Source organism: Nocardiopsis akebiae, from assembly GCF_018316795.1.
Taxonomy (GTDB): Bacteria; Actinomycetota; Actinomycetes; order Streptosporangiales; family Streptosporangiaceae; genus Nocardiopsis; species Nocardiopsis dassonvillei.
The window spans coordinates 2,945,536-2,970,802 of the sequence record NZ_CP074132.1 but is presented as its reverse complement, the minus strand read 5'-3'; the positions used below and the strand labels follow the sequence as shown (position 1 = coordinate 2,970,802).

The window sequence follows — 25,267 nt, the reverse complement described above, 5'->3', positions numbered from 1 at the left end:
GCGCGGCAGAAGCCTACCGTGAGTCACCTTGCCCGGTTTCGCACCCGCCGTTCCCCGCCCCGTGGCCGCCCCTGGCGTCCTCCGGCCGGAGCGGGCATGATCGAAGTGGGGGGACCGAGCGTGAGGGGGACGCCGGTGACAGAGTCAACCGAGGACTTCGACGAGTTCGACACGGGGTCCTGGGACCCCGGCTACGACGACGACGTGGACGCCGACACGGACGTGGGGGCCGCCGACCAGGACTCCGCGGTGGCCGACTTCCTGCGCTACTTCCCGGAGGGCCACCGGATCGAGGAGATCGAGGACCACGACGTCCTGGGCATCGACGCGGAGCTGGGCCAGGAGATCCCCGAGCAGGCGCCCGAGGCCGAAGGGGAGCGCCCGCCCACCGGTCGGCGCGAGGACCTGGCGCGGCTGCTGCGGGCCGAGGAGTTCGCCGACAGGGTTCGCGACCGCGGCAGGCGTCCCGGCTGAGCTGGGGGAGCGGCGGAACGGGGTGGCGCGGCGGCGCTCAGTCGGCCAGGTCCGCGCTGAGCCAGCGCTCCACGCGCAGGACGTGCACGGTCGCTGCGGCCCGGGCGGCGTCGGGGTCGCGCGCCACCAGGGCCTCGTGGATGCGCAGGTGGTCCTCGCGCAGCTTGGCGGTGAGTCCGGCCTCCCGGTGCCCCGCCCACACGCGGGCGTGGAAGGTGCGCGAGGACAGGCCGTCGTTGACCGCGGCCAGGGTGGCGTTGCCGGTGCTGGCCACGATGGCCTGGTGGAAGCCCAGGTCGGCTGCGACGGTGTCGGCGCGGGAGGCGTCGTCCCCGCCCTCGATGCGCTCCAGCAGGGCGCCGATGCGGTCGAGGTCCTCGGCGCTGGCGCGCGCGGCGGCCAGGGCGGTGGCGGCGGGTTCGAGCATGCGCCGCACCTGGAGGACCTCCAGGAGGGTGTGCCCCTGGGAGACCTCGGCCAGGACGGAGAAGGTCTCCAGCAGGTCGGCGGGGCGCAGCGCGGTGACGTAGACGCCCGCGCCGTGGCGGGACTCCAGGACGCCGAGCGTGGTCAGGGAGCGGATGGCCTCGCGCATGGAGCTGCGGGACACCCCGAGCTGCGCGGACAGGTCGCGTTCGGTGGGCAGGCGCTCCCCCGGCCCGACCCGCCCGTCGGCGATCATCGCCTTGATCCGGTCGGCGGCGCGCCTGGTGACGGTGGTGCGCCCGGCGTCGGAGTCGCTCACGGAAATCCCTCCAGTCTGCGCGGTGGCCCGGGTCGTCCGTCGGCCCGACGGGGCCGGGACGGGAGCGGGATCGGGGCTGGGTATGCACGTGACCCGCACCACCACCGCCGCCAAGAGATCATACCAATTTTCCATCGCCTCGCCCCGCATCGCCCTTTTTACCCTCCTCCTTGCCCAGATGCTTCCCAGCGTGCGAAAGTGGTCCGACCACCCCAGGCTCGTGGCGAGCAGTTCCGCCATGGCAGCGCACCGCGTGGGCCGACCCGGCGGGGTCCGCACGCGCGCGCCGGTCGGCGGGGCACGAAGGAGGCACATGCGGATCGCGCTGTTCATCACCTGCGTCAACGACACACTGTTCCCCGACACCGGGCGGGCGGTCGTGCGCCTCCTGGAGCGTCTGGGGCACGAGGTGGTCTTCCCCGAAGGCCAGACCTGCTGCGGGCAGATGCACTACAACACCGGCTACCGGCGCTCGGCGAGCCGTCTGGCGGTGCGCTTCGTGCGCACCTTCGAGGGCGCCGACGCCGTCGTGGTCCCCTCCGCCTCCTGCGCGGCCATGGTCCGCGACAACTACCCGCGGCTGGGCGCGAGCGGGAGCCGCCTGTCGCGCAAGGCGGCCGACCTCGCCCCGCGCGTGTACGACCTCACCGAGCTCCTGGTGGACGTGCTCGGCGTGACGGACGTGGGCGCCTACTACCCGCACAAGGTGGCCTACCACCCCACCTGCCACGGGCTGCGCATGCTGGGCCTGGGCGACCGCCCCTACCGGCTGCTGCGCGCCGTTCGCGGCCTGGAGCTGGTGGAGCTGCCCGGGGCCACCGAGTGCTGCGGCTTCGGCGGCACCTTCGCGGTCAAGAACGGCGACGTGTCCTCGGCCATGGGCGCGGACAAGGCGCGCCACGCCGTGGAGACCGGCGCCGAGGTGCTGTGCGCGGTGGACAACTCCTGCCTGATGCACATCGGCGGCACCCTGTCCCGGCAGCGGTCGGGGATGAGGGTGGCGCACCTGGCCGAGATCCTGGCCAGCACCGAGAAGGAGGGCGCCCACGGGGTTCTGGAGGGGGCGGAGGCGGATTCGTGAGGAACGAGCGAATACGCCGAAGACACCGAAGATTCCCGTCCTCCGGGCGCCCGAACACGGGCCGAAGCGAAGCGGAGGTCCAAAGAGACAAGGAAGGCGCATACCGATGAGCGCGACGTTCCTGGGCATCCCGCCCTTTCCCGAGGCCGCCGCGGGCGCGGTCAACGACGCCCGCCTGCGGCACAACCTGCGCAGGGCCACGCACACCATCCGCGACAAGCGCGCCGCCGTCGTCGACGAGCTGCACGAGGACTGGCAGCGCCTGCGGGCTGAGGGCGCGGCGGTCAAGGAGCACACCCTGCGCCACCTGGACCGCTACCTGGAACAGCTGGAGGAGTCCGTCCAGCGGGCGGGCGGACGGGTGCACTGGGCCTCGGACGCGGCCGAGGCCAACGAGATCGTCACCCGGCTGGTCCGGGACACCGGCGAGACCGACGTGGTCAAGGTCAAGTCGATGGCCACCCAGGAGATCGAGCTCAACGACGCCCTCGCCGCCGCCGGGATCACCGCATACGAGACCGACCTGGCCGAGCTGATCGTGCAGCTGGGCGAGGACCTGCCCTCCCACATCCTGGTGCCCGCCATCCACCTGGGCCGCGCCCAGATCCGCGAGATCTTCCTGGAGCAGATGGCCGAGTGGGGCGTGCCCGCGCCCCGGGGCCTGACCGACGACCCCCGGGCGCTGGCCGAGGCGGCCCGCGTCCACCTGCGTGAACGCTTCCTGCGCACCCGCACGGCGATCTCGGGGGCCAACTTCGCGGTGGCCGACAGCGGCACGCTCGTGGTGCTGGAGTCGGAGGGCAACGGGCGCATGTGCCTGACCCTGCCCCGGACGCTGATCTCCGTGGTCGGCATCGAGAAGATCGTGCCGACCTGGTCGGACCTTGAGGTGTTCCTCCAACTGCTGCCGCGTTCCTCCACCGGCGAGCGGATGAACCCCTACACCTCCACCTGGACCGGGGTGACGCCGGGCGACGGCCCCCAGGAGTTCCACCTGGTGCTGCTGGACAACGGCCGCACCGACGTGCTGGCCGACACCGTGGGCCGCCAGGCGCTGCGCTGCATCCGCTGCTCGGCGTGCCTGAACACCTGCCCGGTCTACGAGCGCACCGGCGGGCACTCCTACGGTTCGGTCTATCCGGGCCCGATCGGCGCGATACTCACCCCGCAGCTGCGCGGGATGTCCTCCCCGGTGGACGAGGCGCTGCCCTACGCGTCCTCGCTGTGCGGGGCCTGCTACGAGGTGTGCCCGGTGGCCATCGACATCCCCGAGGTGCTGGTGCACCTGCGCGAGGAGGTCGCGCAGCGCTCCGGGCACGCGGGCGAGAGGGCGCTCATGGCGGGCGCCGAGGCGGTGCTGTCCTCCCCGCGGACACTGGGCGCGGTCCAGAGGGCGGCGGGGCTGGGGCGCCGCGCGGTCCCGCGCCACCTGCCGGGCCCGGCGGGGGCCTGGACCGACACCAGGGACGTGCCCGACGTCCCGGCCGAGTCCTTCCGCCAGTGGTGGGACAGGCGCGAGGGGGAGGACCGATGAGCAGCCGCGAGCGGATCCTGGCCAGGGTCAGGAGGGCGCTGGCCGACGTGCCCGCCGACGAGTCGCCGGTGCGGGGGGCCGGCCGCGGCTACGCCGACAGCCACGGCGCGGGTCCCTCGTTGGAGGTGCTGGAGGACCGGCTGCTGGACTACCGGGCGCTGGTGCGCCGGGTGGGCTCCGACCGCCTGGCCGCCGAGGTGGCCGACGCGCTGGAGCGCCGGGGGGCGCGGCGGGTGGTCGTCCCGGCGGACGCGCCGCCGGAGTGGTTCGCGCACACCTCCGCCGAACGGCTGCCCGACTCGCGTGAGGAACCGCTGGCGGTCGCCGACCTCACCGGCGTGGACGGGGTGGTCACCGGCTGCGCGGTGGCCGTCGCCGAGACCGGCACGATCGTCCTGGACGGCGGGCCGGGCCAGGGGCGCCGGGCCGTCACCCTGGTGCCGGACTACCACCTGTGCGTGGTGCGCGCCGACCAGGTGGTGGACGGGGTTCCGCAGGCGGTCCGGCTCCTGGACCCGTCGCGCCCGCTCACCTGGATCAGCGGCCCCTCCGCGACCAGCGACATCGAGCTGAACCGGGTGGAGGGGGTGCACGGCCCGCGCACGCTGGAGGTGCTTCTGGTGGACCCGGCGCTCTGAACCCGCTGGGCCAGGGCCTGCCGGAGGGCGGGACGCAGCCCGGCGGAACCGCCCTCGACTCTCCGGCGGGGGCCGAGCCGTAGGGGGTGGCGCGGCCTCTCCCCCGAACCCGCTGGCGGGCCCCAGGGGTGGGGCTTTCCCCTCCCCCCTCCTCCGGGACACCCCCGGGGAAGGGGGGTGGAGGTCCCCATGGCGCCGGGCGGGCCGCCGTTCCTAGCGTGGTCGGTGACCACGACGGCACCGAACGACGGGACACCATGCCCCCTTCACCGCACCCCTCCCCCTCTCCCCCCTCGCGCGCGCTCCGGTCCGGTACCGCGCTCGCCGCGGCCGCCGCGCTGGCGCTGCCGCTCTCCCTGGCCGCGTCCGGAACGGCCGCGGCCGACACCGACCCCTCCAGCGCCCCCGCCGACGCCCTCCGGGCCGCCCTGCCCGAGCCCACCGGGGAGCACCCGGTGGGCAGGACGACCCTGCACCTGGTGGACGGGGAGCGCGAGGACGTGTGGGTGGGCGGGCCCCGCCAGCTGATGGTCACCCTGTGGTACCCGGCGCGGGCGGGCGCGGGCCGGCCCGCGCCGTACATGACCGAGGCAGAGTCCGCGGCCATGGTCGCGGAGCTGGGATTGGAGTTGCCCGCCGACCTCCTGCACGGCGGGGTGCGCACCTCCTCCCGCCTGGACGTGCCGCCCGCGCGCACCCGCGACGGGTTCCCGCTGGTGGTGCTGTCCCCCGGCGCGGGGCACAACCGGATCGAGCTGTCCTCGCTGGCCGAGGATCTGGCCAGCCACGGCTTCGTGGTGGCCGGGGTGGACCACGCCCACGAGGCCGCGCCCGTGGAGTTCCCCGACGGGCTTGTCACCGAGTGCACCGGGTGCCAGAGCGGCGAGTGGGCCCTGGGCGCGACCAATCGGGCCGAGGACGTCTCCTTCCTCCTGGACCGCCTCACCGGCCCCGACCCCGCGTGGCGGTGTTCGCGGGTCATCGACGCCTCCCGGATCGGGATGGCCGGGCACTCCTGGGGCGGCACGGCCACCGCCGAGACGCTCCGGGCCGAGGAACGGGTGGACGCCGGGATCAACCTGGACGGCCCCTACTACCCGCCCGTGGTGGAGGAGGGGCTGGACAAGCCGCTGGCGCTGATCGAGAACGACCAGGGCAACACGTGGGACGGCGTCGAACGGATGTGGCCGCGCCTGGAGGGCTGGCGGCAGTGGATCCGGCTCGACGGTTCGGGGCACTCCAACAGCATCGACCGCGGCGTGCTGATGGAGCAGCTCGGCCTGACCGGTGCCCTCGCCCCCGAGCAGTGGCGGGCCGTGTTCGGCGACGTCGGGGTCGAGCGCGGCCTGGAGCTGGTGCGCACCTACAGCCTGGCGTTCTTCGACCACCACCTGCGCGGCGGGGACCAGCCCCTGCTGGAGGACCCCGGGGCCTTCCACCCCGAACTGGTCGTGGTCGACCCCGACGAGGGATAGCCGACGCGAGACGGGCAGCCGACGCCGCCGCGGCCGGTCGCGGCGGCGCGCGTAACCGAACGCCCCGGCCGCCCGCGCGGGCCGGTCAGTCCCTCGGCCGCCAGGCCGCCAGCAGCCGCTCCAGGGCGTCGGGGTCGGCGCGTTCCGGCGCGAACGGCGCCTGGTAGCGGGCCCCGGCGCCGCGCGCGGCCCCGCGGGGCCGCGGAGCGGAGGCGGGCACGGACCGCTCCTCCCGTGCCCGCTCGCCGTCCTCCCCGCCAGGGGCGCCTGGTAGCGCGCCCCGCGCGGGGCGGGACCGCGCTTCCTGCGCAGGCGCCGCAGCACCGGGGCGCGCTCGCGCACCGGCTCCGTGGGCCCGGACCGCTCCCCGGTGGGGGTGAACCGCACCGGCAGCTCCTCCAGTCCGTGCACGGCCACGGAGGCCCGCCAGCGCAGGTCCTCGGGATCGACGGCCAGGACCATGCCGCGCAGCCGGTCCACGGCGGTGTCGATGGCGGTGCGCGCCAGCTCGCGGGTGAGGCCGGTGGCGGGGCAGCGGTGCGCGCCCGCGCCCCAGGACAGGTGGGATCGGTCGCCCGCCCTGGCCATCGCGTCTTCGCCGCGGGCCACCGACGGGTCGGTGTGCGCGGAGGCGAGCCCCAGCAGCAGCGGCTCGCCCCTGCGGACGCGGACCCCGGAGAAGCTCAGGTCGGAGACCGGGTAGCGCCCGCCGAGCATGCGGATCGGGGAGTCGGTCCACATCACGTAGTCGATGAAGTCCTCGGGCGTGAGCGTGCCGCCCAGGTAGGCGGTCCACACGGCCGGGTCGTCCAGCAGCCGGAGCAGGGCGTTGCCGATCAGGTGGGTGGTGGGCTCGTGCCCGGACTCCCACAGCAGCGTCAGCGCCCCCGCCGCCTCGTCGTCGGTGAGCCCGGAGGGGTGGGCGAGCAGCCAGCTGGCCATGTCCTGGCCCGGGTCGGCGCGCTTGCGCGCGACCAGGCCCTCGAAGTAGGAGCGGACCGCGGCGGCGGCGGGACCGGCCCGGTCGGGCTCGCCGCTCCACAGCCTCGGAGCCAGGTCGGCCAGCAGGCGGCCGTAGGCGTCGGGCAGGCCGAACAGCTCGTTGAGGACCAGGGCGGGCAGCGGGGCGGCGAATCCGCCGATGAGGTCGGCGGCGCCGTCGGCCGAGACCCGGCCGAGCAGGTGCACGGCGGCGCGTTCGACGACGGGGACCAGACGGGGCGTGTCCGCCCCGGCCAGGGTGTCGACGAGTGCCGCGCGCAGCCGCCGGTGCTCCTCGCCGTCGCGGGCCAGGGCGGCGCTGCGGGCGGGCGCGGCGTGCCCCGCGCCCCAGGGGCGCGGGTCGGCGGAGAAGAGGGTGTGGTCGCGCAGGGCCTGGAGGTTCTCCCGGTAGCCGAGCAGGAGCCATCCGGGCACGCCCGGGCCCACCTCGACCGGGACGAGGCCGCCGTGGCGGTCGCGCAGCGCGTCCCAGGGCGCGTCGGCGCCGGTGCTCCCGTGCGGGGGGAGGGCGACCGGGCAGCGGGCGCCGCCGGACCCCGCTGCCGGGGGGTCGTCGCGGCCGTCGGTCCCGGTTCCCTGGCGCATGGAGACTCCTCAATGGCTGCGGATGCGAGGCGACGGTACGCGCCCCGTGTTTCCGCCGTGCTTCGGACAGGAAAGCTCCGCCTTTCCGGACGGGGCACCCGGTGCGACGGAGGACCAAGGCGGGGTTACCGCTCAGGACGCCCAGAGGAGCAGGTCTCGGCGCACCGGTGACGTTCGCGCCCCTTCCTCACCCCGGCCGGGGGCACCCCGGGCCTTCGCCCTTCCGGCGGGGGCGAAGGCTGTCCGCGCCCCCGTGCCGGGGGTGCCCCACGCCACCTCTCCCCGGGGTCCGCGCCCGCCCGCCGCGGACCCGCCGGTCGGTAGGATGGCCTGCTGGTCGCACACCAGCGCCGAACGGAGGACCACGTGGGCAAGAAGGGCCGCGGGCGACAGCGCGGCGGGGACCGCCGGGCGGCCGGGCAGGGCGCCCCGCCCTGGGCCGGTCCCGCGCCCGGCGACTCCCCCGAGCGTGTGGTCTCGGAGGCGGTCGACGCGCTGGTGCTCGGCCGTGAGGGCGGCGGCGTGGACCTTGCCGCCGCCCGGCTGGCAGACGCCGAGGACCCGGCGCGGGCCGGGGCGGCGGACCGCGCCGTGCGCGACGCCCTGCTGGCCGGGGTGGCCTCGGCCTGGGCGCGCGGGTGGCAGCCCGCTGAGACGGTCCGCCAGGCGGGCCGGGTGCTGGACCCGGTGGCGGCTGCGGTGTGCGCCGACGCGGTGACGGCCGACCTCGACCGCCACTCCCCCGCCTCGGTGGACCCGCGCTGGACCGCGCAGGTGCGCGAGCTGGGGGCCGCCCCGCCCTGGGGCGGTACCGGGGACTACCTGGCGCACGTGGGCGCCGGGCACGGACTGCTGCGCTTCGAGGCGGTGGAGACGGCGCTGCGGCTGCTGGCCGAGCTGCGCGTGCTGCCGCCGGTGCACCGGCTGTGCCCGCCGCCGGGTGGGTTCCGCCCGCGGCCCGAGGGCGCCGCGCGGTCCCCGGAGGCGGTGGACCAGGGCAAACTGGCCCGCGTGCGCGCGCTGCTGGCCAAGGCCGAGTCCACGGAGTTCCCCAGCGAGGCGGAGGCGCTGAGCGCCCGCGCCCAGGAGCTGATGGCCCGGCACAGCATCGACCGCGCCCTGCTGGCCGAGGAACACGGGCAGGCTTCGGAGGCCGCCTCGGGGCGGCGGCTGCCGGTGGACGCGCCCTACGACGAGCACAAGGCGGTGCTGCTGCACGAGGTCGCCGAGGCCAACCACTGCCGGGCCGTGTGGGACCGGGAGCTGGGACTGTGCACCGTGATGGGCTTCCCGGGGGACGTGGAGGCGGTGGACCTGATGTTCACGTCGCTGCTGGTGCAGGCAGAGACGGCGATGCGGGCCAGCGGTTCGGTGCGCGACCGGTCCGGCAGGGCGGCGGGCAAGGCCTTTCGCGCCTCGTTCATGTCCGCGTTCGCGGTGCGGGTGGGCGAGAGGTTGGCGGAGTCGGCGCGCGCCGCCGAGGAGGCCGCCGCGGCCGAGACGGGGACGGACCTGGTTCCGGTGTTCGCCGCGCGCGAGCGCGAGGTGGAGGCGGCCGTGGCCGAGGCCTTCGGCGAGCTGACCTACTCGCGGGTGCGCGGGCCCGTCAGCGAGGACGGCTGGTACGAGGGCCTGGCGGCGGCCGACGCCGCGTCCCTGGGCGCGCACCGCCGCGTCGCCGACCGCTGAGCCCGCCGCGGCGAAAACCGGTGGCCGCGCGACCGGACGAACCGGTACAACCGTGACCATGCGCAAGTACCCGCGGACCCGGCACATCCGGGGCTCCCGCCTCCAGAGGGGCGACCACGACCTGGCGGCCGTGCCCTTCTCCGCGCTGGCCGGACGCCATCTGGTGGTGGAGGAGAAGCTGGACGGCGCCAACGCCGGGATCAGCTTCGGCCCCGGCGGCGAGCTGCGCCTCCAGAGCCGGGGCCACTACCTCACCGGCGGCCCCCGTGAGCGGCACTTCGCCCCGTTCAAGGCCTGGGCCGCGACCGTGGCCCCGCTGCTGCGGCAGCGCCTGGGCGAGCGGTACGTGCTGTACGGGGAGTGGCTGTACGCCAAGCACACCGTGTTCTACGACGCGCTGCCGCACCTGTTCTGCGAGTTCGACGTCCTCGACACCCGCGAGGACGCGTTCCTGTCCACGCCGCGCCGCCGGGAGCTGCTGGAGGGCGCCCCGGTGGTGTCGGTGCCCGTGCTCCACACGGGCCCGCTGGAACGGTTGGCGGACCTGACCCGCCTGGTGGGCCCCTCCACCTGCCGTACCCCCCACTGGCGCGGAGCCCTGGCCGAGGCGGCGGGGGCGGCGGGCGCCGACCCCGGCCGCGCCCTGGCCGAGAGCGACGGATCCGACCTCATGGAGGGGCTCTACGTCAAGGCCGAGGAGGGAGGCCGCACGGTGGACCGGTACAAGTGGGTGCGCCCGGGGTTCACCTCCGCCGTCCTGGACTCGGGAACGCACTGGCTGGACCGGCCGCTGATCGCGAACCGGCTGGCCGATCCGGAGGTGCTCTATGCGGGTGTTCGCTGAGCTGTGCCCGGCGCCGCCGCGCTGGGACCTGGACTGGGCGCGGGTGCGCGATGCCCTCCCCTGGGTGCGCGACCTGGCGGGGGTGGAACAGGATCCGGTCCACCACGCCGAGGGGGACGTGGAGACGCACACCCGCATGGCGTGCGAGGCGCTGGCCGGGCTGCCCGCGTGGCGGTCCCGCCCCGCCGCGGAGCGGGAGCGGCTGTTCGCCGCCGTGCTGCTGCACGACGTCGCCAAACCCGTGTGCACCCGCCGTGAGGAGGACGGCCGGGTGACCGCGCACGGCCACTCGCGGCGCGGGGACCTCCTGGCGCGCCGACTGCTGTGGGAGGCCGCGGCCGAACCCGGGGCGGCCGCCTCGGCGCTGGAGGCGGTGCGCTGGCGCGAGCACGTGGCGGCCCTGGTGCGCCACCACCAGGTGCCGTTCTGGGCGCTGGAGCGGCCGGACCTGCGCCGCATCGCGTTCCGGGTGAGCCTGGTGGCGCGCAACGACGACCTGGTGCTCCTGGCCACAGCCGACATCCTGGGCCGCCGCTGCGGCGACACCGCGGAGGTCCTGGAGAACATCGGGCTGTACGGCGAGTACTGCCGGGAGCAGCGGTGCCTGGACCGGCCGAGGGGGTTCCCCTCCGACCACGCCCGGTTCTGGTTCTTCCGCAAGCCCGACCGCGACCCGGACTACGCCGCCCACGACGACACCCGGATGACGGTGACCGTCATGTCGGGGCTGCCGGGTTCGGGCAAGGACACCTGGATCGCGCGCGAGCGGCCGGACGTGCCGGTGGTGAGCCTGGACGCGCTGCGCGCCGAGCTGGGCGTGCGCCCGACCGGCGACCAGCGGCCGGTGGCGGCGGCCGCGTACGCTCGCGCACGCGAGCACCTGCGCGCGGGGCGGTCGTTCGTGTGGAACGCCACCAACGTCTCGCGTTCGCTGCGCGACCAGTGCGTGGACCTGGCGGCCGCGTACCGGGCGCGCGTGGAGATCGTCTCCGTCGAGGCCCCGCCCCGGGTGCTGCGGGCCCGTCTGGACCGCAGGCGGGCGCCGGTACCGGCCGCCGCAGTGGAGCGCCTGGTACGGCGCTGGGAGTGTCCGGACCCGACCGAGGCGCACCGGCTCCTCCGGTGGACCGGCGCCTGAGACCGCGCCGGACCCGGAGGTGGGCACAGGCCGGGGTTCCCCCGGCTCCGGGCCGCCTGCGCCGTGGCGCCCGCGCCGGGCCCGGGAGCGGGGCGGTTCCGAGGATCCGAGCGCCCCCGCACCGGTGCTTCAGCGCGCGGAGGCGGCCTCCTCCCCCGCTTCGGGCGTCCTCCGCCGGAGGCGAGGGGCGATTTCGGCGTTCTCCCGCGCGGGCCCGCGCCCCGCGGTTAGCCTGATGCCGTTTCAGCGGCTCACGGCACTTCGGATGGTTTGTCAATGACCGAGCGCATCTACTCCGCCGTGCACGCGTGCCTGGACTGGGTCGAAACGATCGAGCCCCGGCCCGCCCTGGACACCGGCAGCCTGCTCTTCCTGCTGTCCGCCCACATGGACGCCGGCGCACCCGACACCGGGGACTGGTCCACCACCGACGTCCACGACATCGCCCGTACCGTCCGCGACTGGGACAGCGTGCCCGACAACCTCAGGGGCACCTGGCTGACCTGGTGCGACTTCCTGGTCGACCAGGGTCGGCTGCTGTCCGCGGAGAGTCCGCGCCGCCTGCGCGCCGCCATCGCCACGGTCGACCTGGCGCCCGGCGGTCCGCCGCCGCCGGAGGACCGGACCGACGACGCGGCGCTGCCGCTCCTGGACCGGCTCGGCGTCGGCGCGGACGGCGCTCCCGAGGCGCTGCCGACGGTCGTCCCTGCGGACCCGGCCGACCTCGACGCGGCGGCGCGCCGGTGCCGCCCCCTGGCCGAGGCCGCGCGGCTGGCGGCGTGGACTGGCGGGGGAAGGCCCCTGTGCGCCGAGGGGGACGACGCCCTCACCGCCGCCGACACCGCCGGGGCAGCCGAAGATCTGGGGATCGCGCCAGCGAGGGTGACCGCTCTGTTCGCCGTGGCCAGGGACGCGGGCCTGCTGCGCACCACCTACACCCGGGTGCTGCCGGGACGGGCCGCGCGGGCCTGGCGGGACGGTGTGCCGGGTGCGGCCGCCGACGCCTGGGCCGACGCCCTGCTGACCATGACCGACCTGCGCGGGGTGACGGCGTTCCTGCTGCTCACCGAACTGTTCGTGCGCGGGGACGCGCGCACGCCCGCGCAGCTGGTGGCCGCGTACGGGCCCGGGATCGCCCTGCGCGGGGAGGATCCCGCGGAGCACGTGCGCCGGGTGCTGGAGACCCTGGAGGGTCTGGGCGCGGTCCGTGGGACCGGCGGCGACCGGTTCCGCGTCACGGGCCTGGGCGACCACTTCATGGTGCGCCAGCTGCGCCAGACGGGGGCCGACCTCGCGCTGACCCCGCCGCTGGCCGGGATGGACGCCGAGGAGGTGCTGGCCCTGGCGGAGCGGGGCCGTCCGGTGGACATCGAGGGCCTGCTGGAGCGGTGGGTGGCCGCCCGAGACACCGAGGGCGCGGTGTGCGGCCTGTTGGAGGCCTGCGACGCCCCCGGTTCCTGGCGCCTGCGTGAGCGGGTGGCCCGGGTGCTCGCCTCGCTGGAGGAGGACCTGGGCCCGGTGCTGGATCTGTACGTGCACCACCCCGTCCTGGGCGGGTGGGCCCGGCGGCTGCGCGGCGGGGCGGCGGGGACGCCCACGTCGCACCAGGAGGTCTGGGCGGTGCTGGACGACTACGCGATCCTGCTGGAGGGCGGCGGGCTCCTGCCCGGCCGGGACCGGGACAGGTACGCCGGGTGCGCTGAGCGGTTCGTCCGCACGGTGTGGCTGACGGGTCACCCGGCCTCGGACGCGGTGCTGGACCTGCTGGCGGAGGGGGCGCTGGGCACGCCCCTGGCCGAGGCCGCGCGGCAGCTGCGCCCCGCCCCGCTCATCCCCTGAGCGGTGGCCCCTCCCCCGCCCCGGTCCGGGGCGGGAGGACGGGCGTGCGCGGGCTCAGGCCTTGACGACCAGTTCGTGGACGAGCGTCTCGACGCCGGGCAGCGCGGCCCAGTCCCGTTCGGGCACCCGCTCGAAACCGCGGGCGCGGTAGACGTACTGGGTCGAGACCATCTCGGGCAGGGTGGCCACCAGCAGCCGGGAGACCCCCTCCGCACGGGCGCGGTCGACGAGCGCGTTGACGAGGTCGCGCCCCACGCCGCGCCCCCGCGCCTCGGGGGCGACGGCGAAGGCGCGGATCTCGGCCTCGTCGGCGTTGCGGGCGATCTCGCTCTCCGGAGACCAGGGCTCGAACACGGCCGTCCCCAGGAGCCGGTCCTCGTCGGCGGCGACCAGGATCTCGCCGCGGCCGTCCGTGCCCAGGAGCCGGAGCGTCTCGACGTAGGCCGGGTTCACGTCCATGAGGCCGTCGGCGGTGTAGGCCGTCACGCGCAGCTCACTGACGGCGTTCATCTCATCGGGAAGTACTCGACGCACGATCATGGACGTCATTCAACATGATGGGAGGGCTCCCCGCCGTTGATCGCCGCACCACCCGGAGCGTCGAAAACGTCACCGTGAGTGACTCTTTACGGAGGTTTATCCCCCGGCCCGGACACGCCGAGCACCCCCGGACGGAGTTGTCCACAGGCCCGCGGCGGCGCGGCCGCGATCGTGCCACCCTTCTGGTGAGGGGAGGCGCCCATGTCCGACCACACCAGCGGGGAACCCGTCCCGGCACCGACCGTCCGCGTCTTCAGCGGCGCCGCGGCGCTGGCCGCGGGGGGATGCCCGGCGCACCGCCGGTTCAGCGCCGACCCGCCCCTCGGCGTGGACCCGCCGCCGCGCGGGGTCCCCGGGGCGGTCCTGGACGCAGTACTGGACTTGGTCGAGCACGCGGGCACGTCGCTGGAGGAGGCCTGCGCACGCCTGTCCGTGCCGGGAAGTCCGGGATGGCCGGGTCGCGCCCTCCCCGGCGGGCGTCCCGCGCCGCCGCATCCGGGGCTGCTGCTCTGGGTCCGGCACGCCGCGCGGTGCTACCTGCAGGCCCTGGCCGGGGAGCACGGGCGCGGCGGCCCGCACCGCGCCCCGGTGTTCGACTTCTGGGTCCGCCAGTACCTGCCCGTGCCCGGATCGCCCAACTCCCGGCCCTACGAGCTGTGCGCCCGGGGCCGCAGGTACGCCTACGCGCAGGGGCCGGAACGGGTGCGGGAGCTGCGCGTCCCGGTCACGGGCGCGGCCGGTGCGCGGGCCCGGTCGCGAGCGGAGGTGGCGGTGGCCGCGTACGTGCTCGCCACCGGCACGCCGGTGGACCGCGACGCCTGCGCGGCGCGTCCCGGGCGCTACCGGGGCGGCGCCCCCTACCCGATGCGCGGACAGCGCGGCGCCGACGCCCGGCCGCCGGACCGGGTGCGCGTGGTGGAGGCCTCCTGTCTGGACTCCTCCACCGCCGTCCTCTTCGACGGTTCGGCCGCCGAGGCCGGGGAGGCCTTCGCCTCGGCGGGCCGCGAGGGGCTGCGCTCGGCCCTGGTGGGCGGGGCCCGCTCCCCCGGCGGGGACTGCCTGTCCTGTGCGGGGCGGCGCGGCTGCGGTCGGCTGCCGCGCGCGCCGGGACTTCTCGGCCCGAGCGGCGGGCCGCGGCCCCGGCGCTCCTGGTCGGTCTCCCTCGGGCTGCGGCACCGGGGCTGTCCTGCCCGGGCGCACTTCCACGCCCTGGGCCTGCCCGCGGACCCCGGCGCCGAACCGGCGCGGCTGCGGCGCGACCGCGCCGTGCGCGCCTGGCTGGAGAGGCTGCACCGGCGCCTGCCCCGAAGGCCCTGCACAGCCGGGGACCTGCCCGGGGACCACTCGTCCTGGTCCGGGGGCAGGTGGCGGTTGGAGGGTGGACAGGCGCGTCTGGGCGCCGCCATGATCGCCGCGCACGTCGGGGTCTGCCCGCTGCGCGGGCTGGCCTCGGGCAGCCACGTGCGGGTGGGCCACAGGCTGGCCGCCGACGACACGCGGGCCGACGTCCTGGTTCTGGCCAGGGCCGAGGTGCTCCACCACCGGGGCCGGTCCTGGGTCTACCGCGCCGTCACCACCACCGACGACGCGCCAGCCCCGGCGGGGGACGGACGCGCTCCGGCGCAGGCCCGGCCCTCCCCGGGCGCGAACGCACCCCCCGGAAGGGGAGACGCGCTCCCGCCGGGCGGCGACACACCCGCTTCATGCGAAGGTACGCCCTCCTCGGACGACGGCGCGCTCTTCCCGGCCGGAAACACCTTGCTCGGAGCCGGGAGCGCGGGCCCAGCGAACGGCGGCGGGCCCTTGCCGGGCGGGAACGGCCTCCTGGGGGACGGGAACCGGCCCGCTCCGGAAGTCGTTGCGCCGCCTCGGGCAGAGAGCGCGCCTCCACCGGACGGGAACGCTGCTTGCCGGGACGGGGGCACCGCCCCCGCCCCCGCTGGAGGCGCGCTCTTCGGGAGCGAGGAGGCGCTGCTGGCGGCGGAGCCCCGGCTGGCCCTGGCGGTGGGGCTCTTCGCCTGTGGCGCCCTGCCCGCGGGCCCGGACTCGGCCGTGGAACTGGAGGTCCTCGGTCCCCGGGGCGCGTCCGTACGGTCGCTGGACCCGGGGTCGGCGCGGGTGCGGGCCACGGCCCGGCGGGTGGTGCGCGAACTCGCCGGACCCTGGCACGGCGACACCTCCCACCCGCCGACTCCGGGCGAGGGCTGCCTGGACTGCCCCTACCGGCGCTGGTGCCCGGCGACCGGCGTTCCCGACACCCTGCACGGCCCGGGCGCACGGGCCCGGGACCGGCGGGGCGGTGCCGCTGGCGGGCCCGTGCGCGCCCCTCCCCGGGGTCAGGCCGCCGGTTCGCCCTCCTCAACGAAGCGGTAGGCGCTGGCCTGGGGCTGCCACAGCTCCCGGTAGAGGCCGTCTGCGGCCACAGCTCGGTGCGGCCGCCCTGTTCCACAGCCCCGCCCGGTCGAGCACGACGATGTGGTCGGCCATGCGCACCGACGCCGGACGGCCGCGCCGATGCCCGAGGGCTCCGGCGCGGCCGTCCGCATGGCTGTCGCGGTGGTGGGTGCGCGGTCTATCCGGCCGGTCGGGCCTCGACCTCGTCGAGCCAGGCCCGCACCGCGTCGTTGTGCTCGCCCAGGGCGGGCGGCGGCAGGTGGCCCGTCCCGGGGGGCTGCGGCGTCTCGTCGGCCGCGGGGTCGAAGCGCAGCGCGGACCCGGGCAGCTCGATCGGGCCGAGCACCGGGTGCTCCACCTCCAGCAGCAACCCCTGGGAGCGGGTCTGCTCCCACTCGTAGACCTGGTCGATGGTGCGCACCGCGCCGCAGGGCACCCCCACCTCACCGATCCGGCGCAGCCACTCGTCGCGCGTGCCCTGGCCCAGCACCGCCTCCACCTCGGCGATCAGCTCCTCGCGGTGCTCCACCCGGGAGGCGTTGTCGGCGAACCTGGGGTCGCGGGGGTCCAGGCCGAGCAGTCCGGCGAAGCGCTCCCACTGCGCCTCGCCGCCCACCGCCACCTGTAGCACGCCGTCCATGCAGGCGAAGGCGCCGTAGGGGGCGATGGAGGGGTGCTGGTTGCCCAGGGCGGTGGGCACCTCGCGCCCGACCGTCCACCGGGTTCCCTGGAAGGCGTGCACGCCCACGATCGAGGACAGCAGCGAGGTGCGCACCACCCGGCCGCGCCCGGTGCGCTCGCGCTCCAGGAGCGCGGCGAGCACCCCCTGGGCGCCGTTCATCCCCGCGAGCAGGTCGCCGATGGCCACGCCCGTCTTGGTCGGTTCCTTGGGAGAGGGGCCGGTCAGGCTCATCAGACCGGCCTCGCCCTGGGCGATCTGGTCGTAGCCCGCACGTCCGCCCTCGGGTCCGTCGTGCCCGAACCCGCTGATGGAGCAGACCACCAGGCGGGGGTTGAGCTCCTCCAGGCGGCTGGCGGGGAACCCGAGCCGGTCCAGGACGCCGGGGCGGAAGTTCTCCACCAGGACGTCGGCGGCGCGCACGAGCCGGGTCAGCTGCTCCGCGCCGTCCTCGGACTTCAGGTCCAGTTCGATGGACTCCTTGTTGCGGTTGCAGGACAGGAAGTAGGTGCTGACGCGCTCCTCCTCCGGCCCGACGAACGGCGGGCCCCACCCGCGCGTCTCGTCCCCCCTGCCGGGCTGCTCGACCTTGATCACCCGCGCGCCGAGGTCTCCCAGCAGCATGGCCGCGTGCGGCCCGGCCAGCGCCCGTGACAGGTCGATGACCACGATCCCCTTGAGCGGCCCTTGCGAGCGGTCCACGTTCCCTACCTCCTGGTGATCGGTACTGATCCGGTGTTCGTGTCCTGGCGGCGCGCTCAGCCCGCGGCGCACAGGCGGCGGTAGCGCGCGGCGCGTCCGGCGGGTGGTTCGGCGCCCCCGTGCGGCTGCACCGCGGCGAGTTCGCGGGCGATCGCCTCCCCCATGCGCGCGCAGAACGCGCCGTCCTCGTCGGCGGCGTCACCGAACTCGGGGACCACCCGGTCCACGAGTCCGCGCGCGCGCAGGTCGGCGGAGCCGATGCCCTGGGCCCGGGCCAGTTCCCCGGCGCGGTCGGGGGTGCGGTGGACGATCGCGCTGGCCCCCTCGGGCGGCAGCGGGGCGAGCCAGGCGTGCTCGGCGCACAGGACGCGGTCGGCGGGCAGGAGCGCGATCGCGCCCCCGCCGGTGCCCTGCCCCAGCAGGACCGAGACGGTGGGGGCGGCCAGGGAGGTCATCTCGGCCAGGCAGCGGGCGATCTGACCGGCCGTCCCCCTCTCCTCGGCTTCGGCGGAGAGCGCGGCGCCGGGGGTGTCGATGACGGTGACCAGGGGCAGCCGCAGTTCGGCGGCCAGGCGCATGCCCCGGCGGGCCTCGCGCAGCGCGTCCGGGCCCATGGGCTGTTCGGCGCTCTGGCGGGAGCGGTCCTGGCCGACCAGGACGCAGGGCCTGCCGCCGAACCGGGCCAGCGCGGTGACCAGGGCGGGGGAGGCCTCTCCCTCTCCGCTGCCGCGCAGGCGCACCACGTGGCTGGCCGCGTGCCGCAGGAGTTCGCGCACGCCGGGGCGCTCCTTGCGGCGGGAGCGGGTCACCGAGTCCCAGACGGGGGCGGTGGAGTCGGGTTCGGCGGGCGGCGGCGGAGTCGCGGCGGCGGCCGGGCGGTCGAGCAGGACGGCGAGGGCGAGCCCGGCGGCGTCCCTGAGCTGGTCGGGGGGCAGGACGGCGTCGACGAGGCCGTGCCGCTGGAGGTTCTCCGCCCGCTGGACGCCCCCGGGGAACGGCGCGCCGTGCAGCGCCTCGTAGACGCGGGGGCCCAGGAAGCCGACGAGCGCCCCGGGTTCGGCGGCGGTGAGGTGGCCGAGCGATCCCCACGAGGCCAGGACGCCTCCGGTGGTGGGGTGGCGCAGGTAGACGAGGTAGGGCAGCCCGGCGGCCTTGTGCGCGGTGACGGCGGCGGTGATCGCCGCCATGGCCACGAAGGCGGGGGTGCCCTCCTGCATGCGGGTGCCGCCCGAGGCCGGGGCGGCCAGCAGGGGGAGCCGCTCGGCTGTGGCGCGTTCGACGGCGGCGACGACGCGCCCGGCGGCGGCGAGCCCCACGGACCCGGCGAGGAAGCCGAACTCGCTGGCCACGACGGCGACGCGGCGGCCGTGCAGCCGCCCCTCCCCCGTCAGGACCGCCTCGTCGCATCCGGTGGCGGCCCGCGCCCTGGTGAGCGCGTCGGCGTAGGCGGGGTCGGGGTCCACGTCCAGGGGCGCCTCGTCCCAGGAGACGTGGGTTCCCGCGTCGAGCGTGCGGTCCAAAAGCTCCCGGGCGGTGTCGCGGGTCTCCACAGCAACCTCCAAATGGTTCAGTGGCTAGGCCACTAGGCCTCACGTCAGGGTGGCACGAAACCACACGTTTTGTGAAGCCCCAGGCGCACCCGACCGCGGGACGTCCGATGCGCCGGTCCCGGGGGCCCGCCGACCGGATGCTCTAGCCTGGAAGTCCCTCACCACAGTCAGATCCGAGGATCAGGAGCCAGCGAGCGTGCCTACCAAGCCCCGACCCCGGCCCCCGGCGCGCCCGCGCCTGTACGAGCAGCTCGTGGAGCGCCTCGTGGAACACATGCGGGACGCCGGTCTGGGCGTGGGCGACCGCCTGCCGCCCGAGCGCGAGCTGGCCGTCGCGCTGGAGGTGAGCCGGGCCTCGGTGAGCCAGGCACTGGTGGCGCTGGAGGTCCAGGGGGTCATCGAGGTGCGGCACGGAGACGGCGCGATCATCCGCCAGACCGTCTCCGAGCAGGGGGTTCTCGCCCTCCTGCGCGACCGGGCCAACCGGCGCGCGGAGATCATCGAGGCCCGTCAGGCGCTGGAGGTCAAGCTGACGGAGCTGGCCGCCGCGCGCCGCACGCCCGAGGACCTGGTCGCGATCGACGCCGCTCTGGAGCTGATGCGTCAGGAGGTGGCCAACGGCGACCGCGGTGTCACCGGCGACGAGCGCTTCCACGCGGCGATCACCACGGCCGCGCGCTCGCGCCTGCTGGCGCGGATGATGAACGAGATCGCCCCGATGATCCGGGAGACCCGCCTGGAGTCGCTGTCGCAGCCGGACCGGCCCCGGGCCTCGCTCGACGGGCACGAGCGCATCGCCTCGGCCATCCGCTCGGGCGACCCCAAGGCGGCCGCCGACGCGATGCGCGACCACCTCCTGCTGGTCTCGGCCGTCAACGGGGACGCCCCGGTCACCCCCTGAACCGGCTCAGTGGCCCAAAGGCCTGGTCTTCGAACCGGTTGGGCCCAGCCGCCCCCGCCACGGGGCGGCGGAGACGTGCGTCGGCGGGCGCGGAGGGGTCCGGAAAACGAACCGGACCCCCGCGTTCCCGGAGCCGCCGAGCGGCCCCGACTGCCCTTCAAAGGCACTGCCGTCACAGCAGTCCCGGCACCACCAGCACACCCCAGGCGACCAGCGGGCCCACCACGACCACGATGCCGCTGTAGACCAGCATCTGGCGGTAGAAGCGGGACGGGTCCACCCCGGTCGCGTTGGCCAGCACCAGTGCGCCGTTGGTGGAGAAGGGGCTGACGTCGACGATGGTGGAGGAGATCGCCAGGGCCACGATCACGCCGGTCGCACTGATGTCGCCCATGAGCAGGAACGGGATGGCCAGCGGAATGGTCGCGCCCAGGATCGCGGTCGAGGAGGCGAAGGCCGACACCACGGCGCCGATGTAGCACAGCAGCAGCGCCACCAGGAGCGGGGCGCCCAGGCTGGCCGCCCCGTCGCCGACGTACTCGATGGTCCCCGCGCTCTCCATGATGCCGACGAAGGTCAGCATGCCGGTGATCAGCAGGACCGTGGACCAGCTGATCTGGGAGAGCACGTCCTTCTGCGACTGCGGCGCGATCAGCGCCAGCACCACGCTGACGGTCAGGGCGACGAAGCCGACGTCCAGACCAACGCCCAGGGCCAGGACGCCCAGCGCGACGATGCCCACCAGGGTGGCGATCTGTTCGAACCGGACCGGGGCGCTCTCTTGAGCGGCACCGCCGCTCCCGGCCGCCGCGCCGTCGGCCGTCCCGCTCGCGGCGGGGCCGCCGGCGGGGCCGCCGGTGGCCAGCGCGACCGATCCGGGCTCCGAGCCGCCGGAGGTGCGGGCGGCCTCGGTGACGGCCTCGGCCTCGTGCGCGCGGACGCCGAAGAGGCGGTTGCCGCCCAGCGAGACGAACAGGATCAACGCGATGCCCAGGTTGAAGACCAGGCTGCCGAGGAACAGCGTGATGGGGGAGACCGAGAGCCCGCTGTCGGCGACGATGCCGTTCACCGTCACGCCGTAGACGCTGACCGGGGAGAACCCGCCTCCCTGGGCGCCGTGGACCACCATCATGCCCATCAGCAGCGGGTTGATCCGGTACCGGGCGGCGAAGCTCAGCGCGATCGGCGCGACGATCGCCACGGCCGCCGGTCCGAGCGCGCCCACACCCGTCAGCACGGCGGAGATGCCGAACATGATCCACGGGATCGCGGCGACCCGGCCGCCGACCATGCGGGTGGCGCCGCGTACGAGCAGGTCGATCGTCCCGTTGTTCTTCGCGATGGCGAAGAGGTAGGTGACGCCCACCAGGGTGAGGAACAGGTCGGCGGGGAACCCGCCGAGGACCGCGTCGGCGTCCATCCCGAGGACCAGGAGTCCGACCATGAAGGCCGCGACGAAGGCCAGCGCGCCGATGTTGATCGGCAGGACGGTGGCGATGACGAACATCGCCAAGAGGACGAGGATGGTGAGAAGCTGAGGGGTCATGACATACCGATCAGAGGGACAGTTGGGGCTGTGATCTGGGCCATAAGCCCAGTGGCCTAGCCAATAGGCCTTTGTGACTTCTGTCAAGTCCTCCGACCGCAGGATTCCCGGTCCCGGCGTCTGGGGCCCTCCGCTCAGGTCGGTACGTTCCACGAGGTGAGCACGGGACGGCCGTGTTCGCGGCCCAGCGTGCTCACCGTGGCCGTCTCCAGCCGGAACAGCGCCCCCTCGGCGGGCGGCAGGCCCAGCCAGCGCGCGGTGAGCACCCGCAGGACGTGGCTGTGCGCCACCAGCACCACGTCGGCCCCTCCCCCGCCGTCGAGCAGGGGTGTCAGCCGGCCCAGGACCCGGTCGACGCGCTCCCCGACCTGTTCCACGCTCTCCCCCGGGTGCCCCGGGCCGCCCGGCACGATCCCGTCGTGCCACAGGTACCAGCCGGGACGCCCGACCTGGATGTCGGCGGTGGTGATCCCCTCGTAGCCGCCGTAGTCCCACTCGGTCAGGTCGGGGTCGGTCTCGCTCACGCGCAGCCCGGCCAGTTCGGCGGTACGCGCGGCCCGCCGCAGCGGGCTGGTCACCACCCGGCCGACCTCGCGCGCGGCCAGCAGCGGGCGCAGCGCCCGCGCCTGCCGCTCCCCCTCCTCGGTCAGGGGGATGTCGGTGAGTCCGGTGTGGCGCCGCGTACGGCTCCACTCGGTCTGTCCGTGCCTGATCAGCACCATGTCGCCCATGGCCCTCTTCCTGCCCCGGGAGAGGGCGGGAAACTCCTCCGCCCGGCCGGGGCAGGTCCGCCCGCGGCCTCCCGACCAGGCGGAGCACGGGGAACGCGGCGGACGGCCACCTTTGACAGCCCCACCCGTTTCGAGCACGATGTCCGGATGAGGAAGCCCACCAGGGCGATCGCCGCCGTCAGCGCCGCCGTGGGCACGGCGCTCGCCGTCGCGGGCGGTTACCTGGTGTACGACGCCCACCCGCGCGAGGATCCGGCCGAGGCGCTGCTGCGGGCGGCGGCCGCGGTCGAGGCGAGCCCCGGCCTGGTCGTGCGGGTCGCCCGAACCCCCGCCGGGAGCGGCGACGAGGGGGCCGGCGCGGACGCCGTCCACCAGGTGTGGCCCGAGGGCGCGACCCGCTTCACCCTGCGCTACACGGCGGTCAGCGGCGCCCTGGGCATCGAGCCGGAGGACGCGGACCTGGGGTACGGCCTCATCGTCAACGGTGACGGCCCCTTCCTCCACGTCGAACCGGGCGGCTCCGCGGCCGTCGAGGAACTCCTCGCCGACGCCGGGCCCCGGGAGCGGGCCGCCCTGTTCCCGGCCGAGGACTACGGACCCGGGCTGCTCTCCGGTCTGCTGACATCGCTGGCCGCGGACCCGGGCCTGGCGCGGGTTTCGTCCGGGAGCGCTCCCAGAACGGACGCGGACGCCGGTCCGGTCCTGGAGGGCGACCTGGTCGCCTGGGACCTGGACCTGGGCCGCGTCCTGCCCCGGGAGGGCACCGGCCGCGTGGAGCTGACCGGGGACGGCCTGCCCGCCCGCGTGGAGTTCACCGTGCCCGGGGCCCGCCTGGAGCTGGAGCCGACCCTGCTGGACCGCCCCGCCGACCCGCCCGTTCCCCGGACCGCCGTTTCCGGGCCAAGCGCGGACGGCGCGGGCCCGTGGTGGCCCGGCCGCACCGAACAGCTGGTCACGCCCGTCTGCGGCCGGGTGGGCGAGGAGGGGGGCCGGTGGTGGGTGGTCACCGTGTCCTGGACCATGCCGTGCTCGCGGGCCGTGCCCGTGGCCTCGACGCTGCTGACGGCGCGCCCCCGGCTCACCCCCGGGACCGAGGAGCTCTTCTCCGCGCCGGTCGGCGTCGGCGGCATGGCCTGCCGCTGGGCGACCGTCGGCGGCGCCTCCTGGCGCCCGCACGGCTGCACCGGGCCGGGGTCGGCCGCCTTCGAACTGCGCTCCTGGTGAGCCCGGGGCGTGAATCCGCCGGACGCCGGACACGGGGGAGCTTTCGTCGCTACGCTCCTGACCATGACGCAGCACACCGCCACCAGCGACGTGCGGGACCCTCTTCCCGACGAGATCCCCCAGCCCCGTTTCCACCGGCCCAACGAGGACCTGGCCGCGGCCATGGAGTGCGCGCGCTGCAAGGAGCAGGGCATCAGCGTGCCGCCGGGGGGCGCGCCCGAGCGGCTGACCAACTCCGAGGCCAAGAAGGCCAAGAAGGCGAGGAAGCGCGCGCTGGAGGAGGCCAGGCGCAGGCCCCAGGAGAAGATCCCGGCCGACCGCAGGCGCGTGCCGCGGATGGGCCCCCACCACGCGGAGTTCTTCCGCGAGCTGTGGGAGCGCGTGGCATCCGAGGGCGCGGGCTCCTCCCCCGACAGCCGCCTGCTCGCCCTCACCTTCACCCTGCGGGGCGCGCTGAAGGGCTGGGCGAACTTCACCGCCCAGGACCTGCGCATCCTGCGCCTGGAGGACGCCCACGCCGCGCTGAGCGACCTGACCTCCTCGGGATGGCTGGGCACGACGCCGGAGACGGTGATGGGGTCCGACGCAGCGAACCCGGCCCGGTGCGACCTGCCGAGCCTGGACGGCAACACCTGGAAGCTGGGCAACGGCGTCCGGTCGCGGGCCTCGGGCTGGCTCTCGCGCACCCTCGCCCACAAGAAGATGCGCAAGAAGCCCAACCGGCTCCGCCTCGTAGGGGCCTACCTCGCCCTGTGGGCCGAGCCCGACGGCCGAATCCGCGTCCCGGCCGCGGACATCGTGACCTCCTGCGCCCTGTCCGGCACCGACGAGCTGGCGGAACTGCTGGCGTGGCTGACGGAGATCTCCTGGGTCGAGGGCTTGGGCGTGGACGGCGGCGCCGTGGTGGCCGGCCTCACCGAGGTCACCCTGCCGCTGGCCTACGTGCCCCTCCCCGAGCCGACGCCGCCGGGCACCGCACCGGCGACCACGCCGCTGGACGTGCCCGTGGCCGACCGCGCCCGTGAGCTGGTCTCGGGCCGCGGGCAGCGGGTGGCCCGCTGGGTGGACGGCTACCGGGAGGAGCACGGACACGGCCCCAGCTGGTCGGCGGTGGCCGGGGCGTTCGGGTGGCCGCCGCGCCAGGCGCCCGACCACGACGTCACCCAAGAGGCGTTCCGCCTGCTGGCCGAGGAGGGCTGGCTGACCGGTTTCGGCGTGCCCTTCGGGCTGCGCTCGGGGCCGGGCGGCCCGGCGGAGGGCTGATCCGGCGCGCGGGCGGGGCGCGGCGCCCCGCCCGGCCCCTAACCGGCGGCGTCGGACAGCATGGCGGGGCAGTCCCCGCCGGGTTCGGTGAGCAGTTCGAAGTGCCACATCTCGTTGGCGTAGACCTGGCACAGCCCGTAGGCCGAACCGCGGCGGATGAGCCAGTCGGCGGCGTCGGTGGGGCCGATGTCGATCGCCTCCCCGGTCACGTGCCTGGACTCCTCCGGGGTGCTGACCAGCCTCCTGGCCTCCTCTCGCGACCCGTGGTCGAGGACGGCCCGGTCGAGCAGGTGCCGCTGGTACTCCCCGCTGCGCCAGCCCGACGTGACGTGGAGGACGATCCCGTCCTCCAGGGCGTCCCTGGACGCCTCCTGCACGGCCTCCAGCAGCGCGCGGTCCACGCGGGCGATCGAGGGGTAGTGCGTGTCGAAGGCGGTGACCGACAGGTCGTCCGGAAGGGCGCCGTCCTCAGCGGTGAAGGTCCTCTCCTCCCGTTCCGGCGCCAGCGCGTTCACCGACCAGGCCGCCAGCGCGAGGGCCGCCGCGGCTCCCAGGGCCGCGGCCAGCCGGTACCAGGGACGCCGCCCGCGGCCGAGCGGTCGGCGGGGACGCCCGTCCGCGTCCCCGGCGGGGAGGGCCTCCGGCGTCTCCCGCTTCGTCACTGCGCGCATCCTTCACCTTCCGGGCATCGCC

Annotated in this window: 22 protein-coding genes; 14 read left to right on the top strand and 8 right to left on the bottom strand. The window is 75.7% G+C overall.

From position 1 onward, the window contains the following. Positions 1-135: 135 nt before the first annotated feature. A complete protein-coding gene (locus KGD83_RS12710) occupies positions 136-474 on the top strand; it encodes a hypothetical protein (RefSeq protein WP_212643960.1) in 339 nt (112 codons plus the stop codon). A 37-nt stretch (positions 475-511) separates the two neighbouring features. On the opposite strand, the gene KGD83_RS12705 is transcribed toward KGD83_RS12710, so the two are convergent. Further along, positions 512-1,219 (bottom strand): FadR/GntR family transcriptional regulator, encoded by a 708-nt coding sequence (locus KGD83_RS12705; RefSeq protein ID WP_212643959.1) that lies wholly within the window; start codon positions 1,217-1,219, stop codon positions 512-514. 313 nt (positions 1,220-1,532) lie between these two features. Here KGD83_RS12705 and KGD83_RS12700 point away from each other — a divergent pair, with 313 nt between their 5' ends. The 4 genes from KGD83_RS12700 to KGD83_RS12685 all read left to right on the top strand — a co-directional run bounded on the left by KGD83_RS12700 (position 1,533) and on the right by KGD83_RS12685 (position 5,947). After that, positions 1,533-2,300, top strand: coding sequence for a (Fe-S)-binding protein (locus KGD83_RS12700; RefSeq protein WP_212643958.1), 768 nt, complete (start codon positions 1,533-1,535; stop codon positions 2,298-2,300). A gap of 106 nt (positions 2,301-2,406) precedes the next feature. Then, complete coding sequence (locus tag KGD83_RS12695) at positions 2,407-3,834, top strand: lactate utilization protein B (RefSeq protein ID WP_212643957.1); 1,428 nt, start codon at positions 2,407-2,409, stop codon at positions 3,832-3,834. Then, a complete protein-coding gene (locus KGD83_RS12690; protein ID WP_212643956.1) occupies positions 3,831-4,472 on the top strand; it encodes a LutC/YkgG family protein in 642 nt (213 codons plus the stop codon). Before KGD83_RS12695 ends, KGD83_RS12690 begins: the two co-directional genes overlap by 4 nt. 257 nt (positions 4,473-4,729) lie before the next feature. Next, positions 4,730-5,947, top strand: coding sequence for an alpha/beta hydrolase family protein (locus KGD83_RS12685; protein WP_249352318.1), 1,218 nt, complete (start codon positions 4,730-4,732; stop codon positions 5,945-5,947). A gap of 85 nt (positions 5,948-6,032) precedes the next feature. Here the strand turns inward: KGD83_RS12685 and KGD83_RS28950 are convergent, their stop codons facing one another. After that, positions 6,033-6,167, bottom strand: a complete 135-nt coding sequence (locus KGD83_RS28950) for a hypothetical protein (RefSeq protein ID WP_256448854.1) — start codon at positions 6,165-6,167, stop codon at positions 6,033-6,035. A 609-nt stretch (positions 6,168-6,776) separates the two neighbouring features. Here KGD83_RS28950 and KGD83_RS28580 point away from each other — a divergent pair. From KGD83_RS28580 to KGD83_RS12660, 5 genes are all read left to right on the top strand, one after another. Further along, entirely contained in the window at positions 6,777-6,938 is a 162-nt protein-coding gene (locus KGD83_RS28580) for a hypothetical protein (RefSeq protein ID WP_249352316.1), read from the top strand. Between the two features lie 962 nt (positions 6,939-7,900). Beyond that, positions 7,901-9,223 carry a DUF2786 domain-containing protein gene (locus tag KGD83_RS12675; RefSeq protein WP_212643954.1) on the top strand — a complete coding sequence of 441 codons (1,323 nt, stop codon included), beginning with the start codon at positions 7,901-7,903 and terminating at the stop codon, positions 9,221-9,223. Positions 9,224-9,281: 58 nt separating this feature from the next. Then, on the top strand, positions 9,282-10,067 hold the full coding sequence (locus KGD83_RS12670; protein ID WP_212643953.1) for an RNA ligase family protein: 786 nt from the start codon (positions 9,282-9,284) through the stop codon (positions 10,065-10,067). Beyond that, positions 10,051-11,205, top strand: a complete 1,155-nt coding sequence (locus KGD83_RS12665) for an AAA family ATPase (RefSeq protein ID WP_212643952.1) — start codon at positions 10,051-10,053, stop codon at positions 11,203-11,205. The genes KGD83_RS12670 and KGD83_RS12665 overlap by 17 nt, the downstream gene beginning before the upstream one ends. 276 nt (positions 11,206-11,481) lie before the next feature. Next, the gene (locus KGD83_RS12660) at positions 11,482-13,044 is read left to right on the top strand and encodes a hypothetical protein (RefSeq protein ID WP_212643951.1); all 1,563 of its coding nucleotides are present in this window, start codon (positions 11,482-11,484) and stop codon (positions 13,042-13,044) included. A gap of 54 nt (positions 13,045-13,098) precedes the next feature. Here the strand turns inward: KGD83_RS12660 and KGD83_RS12655 are convergent, their stop codons facing one another. Beyond that, a complete protein-coding gene (locus KGD83_RS12655; protein ID WP_249352442.1) occupies positions 13,099-13,554 on the bottom strand; it encodes a GNAT family N-acetyltransferase in 456 nt (151 codons plus the stop codon). Positions 13,555-15,387: 1,833 nt separating this feature from the next. On the opposite strand from KGD83_RS12655, the gene KGD83_RS28575 reads away from it, so the two are divergent. Then, positions 15,388-15,957 (top strand): PD-(D/E)XK nuclease family protein, encoded by a 570-nt coding sequence (locus KGD83_RS28575; RefSeq protein ID WP_249352314.1) that lies wholly within the window; start codon positions 15,388-15,390, stop codon positions 15,955-15,957. 199 nt (positions 15,958-16,156) lie between these two features. On the opposite strand, the gene KGD83_RS12645 is transcribed toward KGD83_RS28575, so the two are convergent. Further along, positions 16,157-17,359: a CaiB/BaiF CoA transferase family protein gene (locus KGD83_RS12645; protein WP_212643948.1), complete on the bottom strand. Its 1,203-nt coding sequence runs from the start codon at positions 17,357-17,359 to the stop codon at positions 16,157-16,159. A gap of 56 nt (positions 17,360-17,415) precedes the next feature. Then, a complete protein-coding gene (locus tag KGD83_RS12640; RefSeq protein WP_212643947.1) occupies positions 17,416-18,909 on the bottom strand; it encodes a carboxyl transferase domain-containing protein in 1,494 nt (497 codons plus the stop codon). 196 nt (positions 18,910-19,105) lie between these two features. Between KGD83_RS12640 and KGD83_RS12635 the strand changes: the two genes are divergently transcribed. After that, positions 19,106-19,810 carry a FadR/GntR family transcriptional regulator gene (locus KGD83_RS12635; protein WP_256448853.1) on the top strand — a complete coding sequence of 235 codons (705 nt, stop codon included), beginning with the start codon at positions 19,106-19,108 and terminating at the stop codon, positions 19,808-19,810. A 172-nt stretch (positions 19,811-19,982) separates the two neighbouring features. Here KGD83_RS12635 and KGD83_RS12630 read toward each other — a convergent pair whose 3' ends face one another. Beyond that, positions 19,983-21,356, bottom strand: a complete 1,374-nt coding sequence (locus tag KGD83_RS12630) for an SLC13 family permease (protein ID WP_212643946.1) — start codon at positions 21,354-21,356, stop codon at positions 19,983-19,985. A 134-nt stretch (positions 21,357-21,490) separates the two neighbouring features. Further along, positions 21,491-22,087, bottom strand: a complete 597-nt coding sequence (locus tag KGD83_RS12625; RefSeq protein ID WP_212643945.1) for a histidine phosphatase family protein — start codon at positions 22,085-22,087, stop codon at positions 21,491-21,493. 147 nt (positions 22,088-22,234) lie between these two features. Between KGD83_RS12625 and KGD83_RS12620 the strand changes: the two genes are divergently transcribed. After that, a complete protein-coding gene (locus KGD83_RS12620) occupies positions 22,235-23,311 on the top strand; it encodes a hypothetical protein (protein ID WP_212643944.1) in 1,077 nt (358 codons plus the stop codon). Positions 23,312-23,374: 63 nt separating this feature from the next. Continuing rightward, on the top strand, positions 23,375-24,574 hold the full coding sequence (locus tag KGD83_RS12615; protein WP_212643943.1) for a hypothetical protein: 1,200 nt from the start codon (positions 23,375-23,377) through the stop codon (positions 24,572-24,574). 38 nt (positions 24,575-24,612) lie between these two features. Here KGD83_RS12615 and KGD83_RS12610 read toward each other — a convergent pair whose 3' ends face one another. Next, on the bottom strand, positions 24,613-25,245 hold the full coding sequence (locus KGD83_RS12610) for a M15 family metallopeptidase (RefSeq protein ID WP_212643942.1): 633 nt from the start codon (positions 25,243-25,245) through the stop codon (positions 24,613-24,615). Positions 25,246-25,267 lie beyond the last annotated feature (22 nt).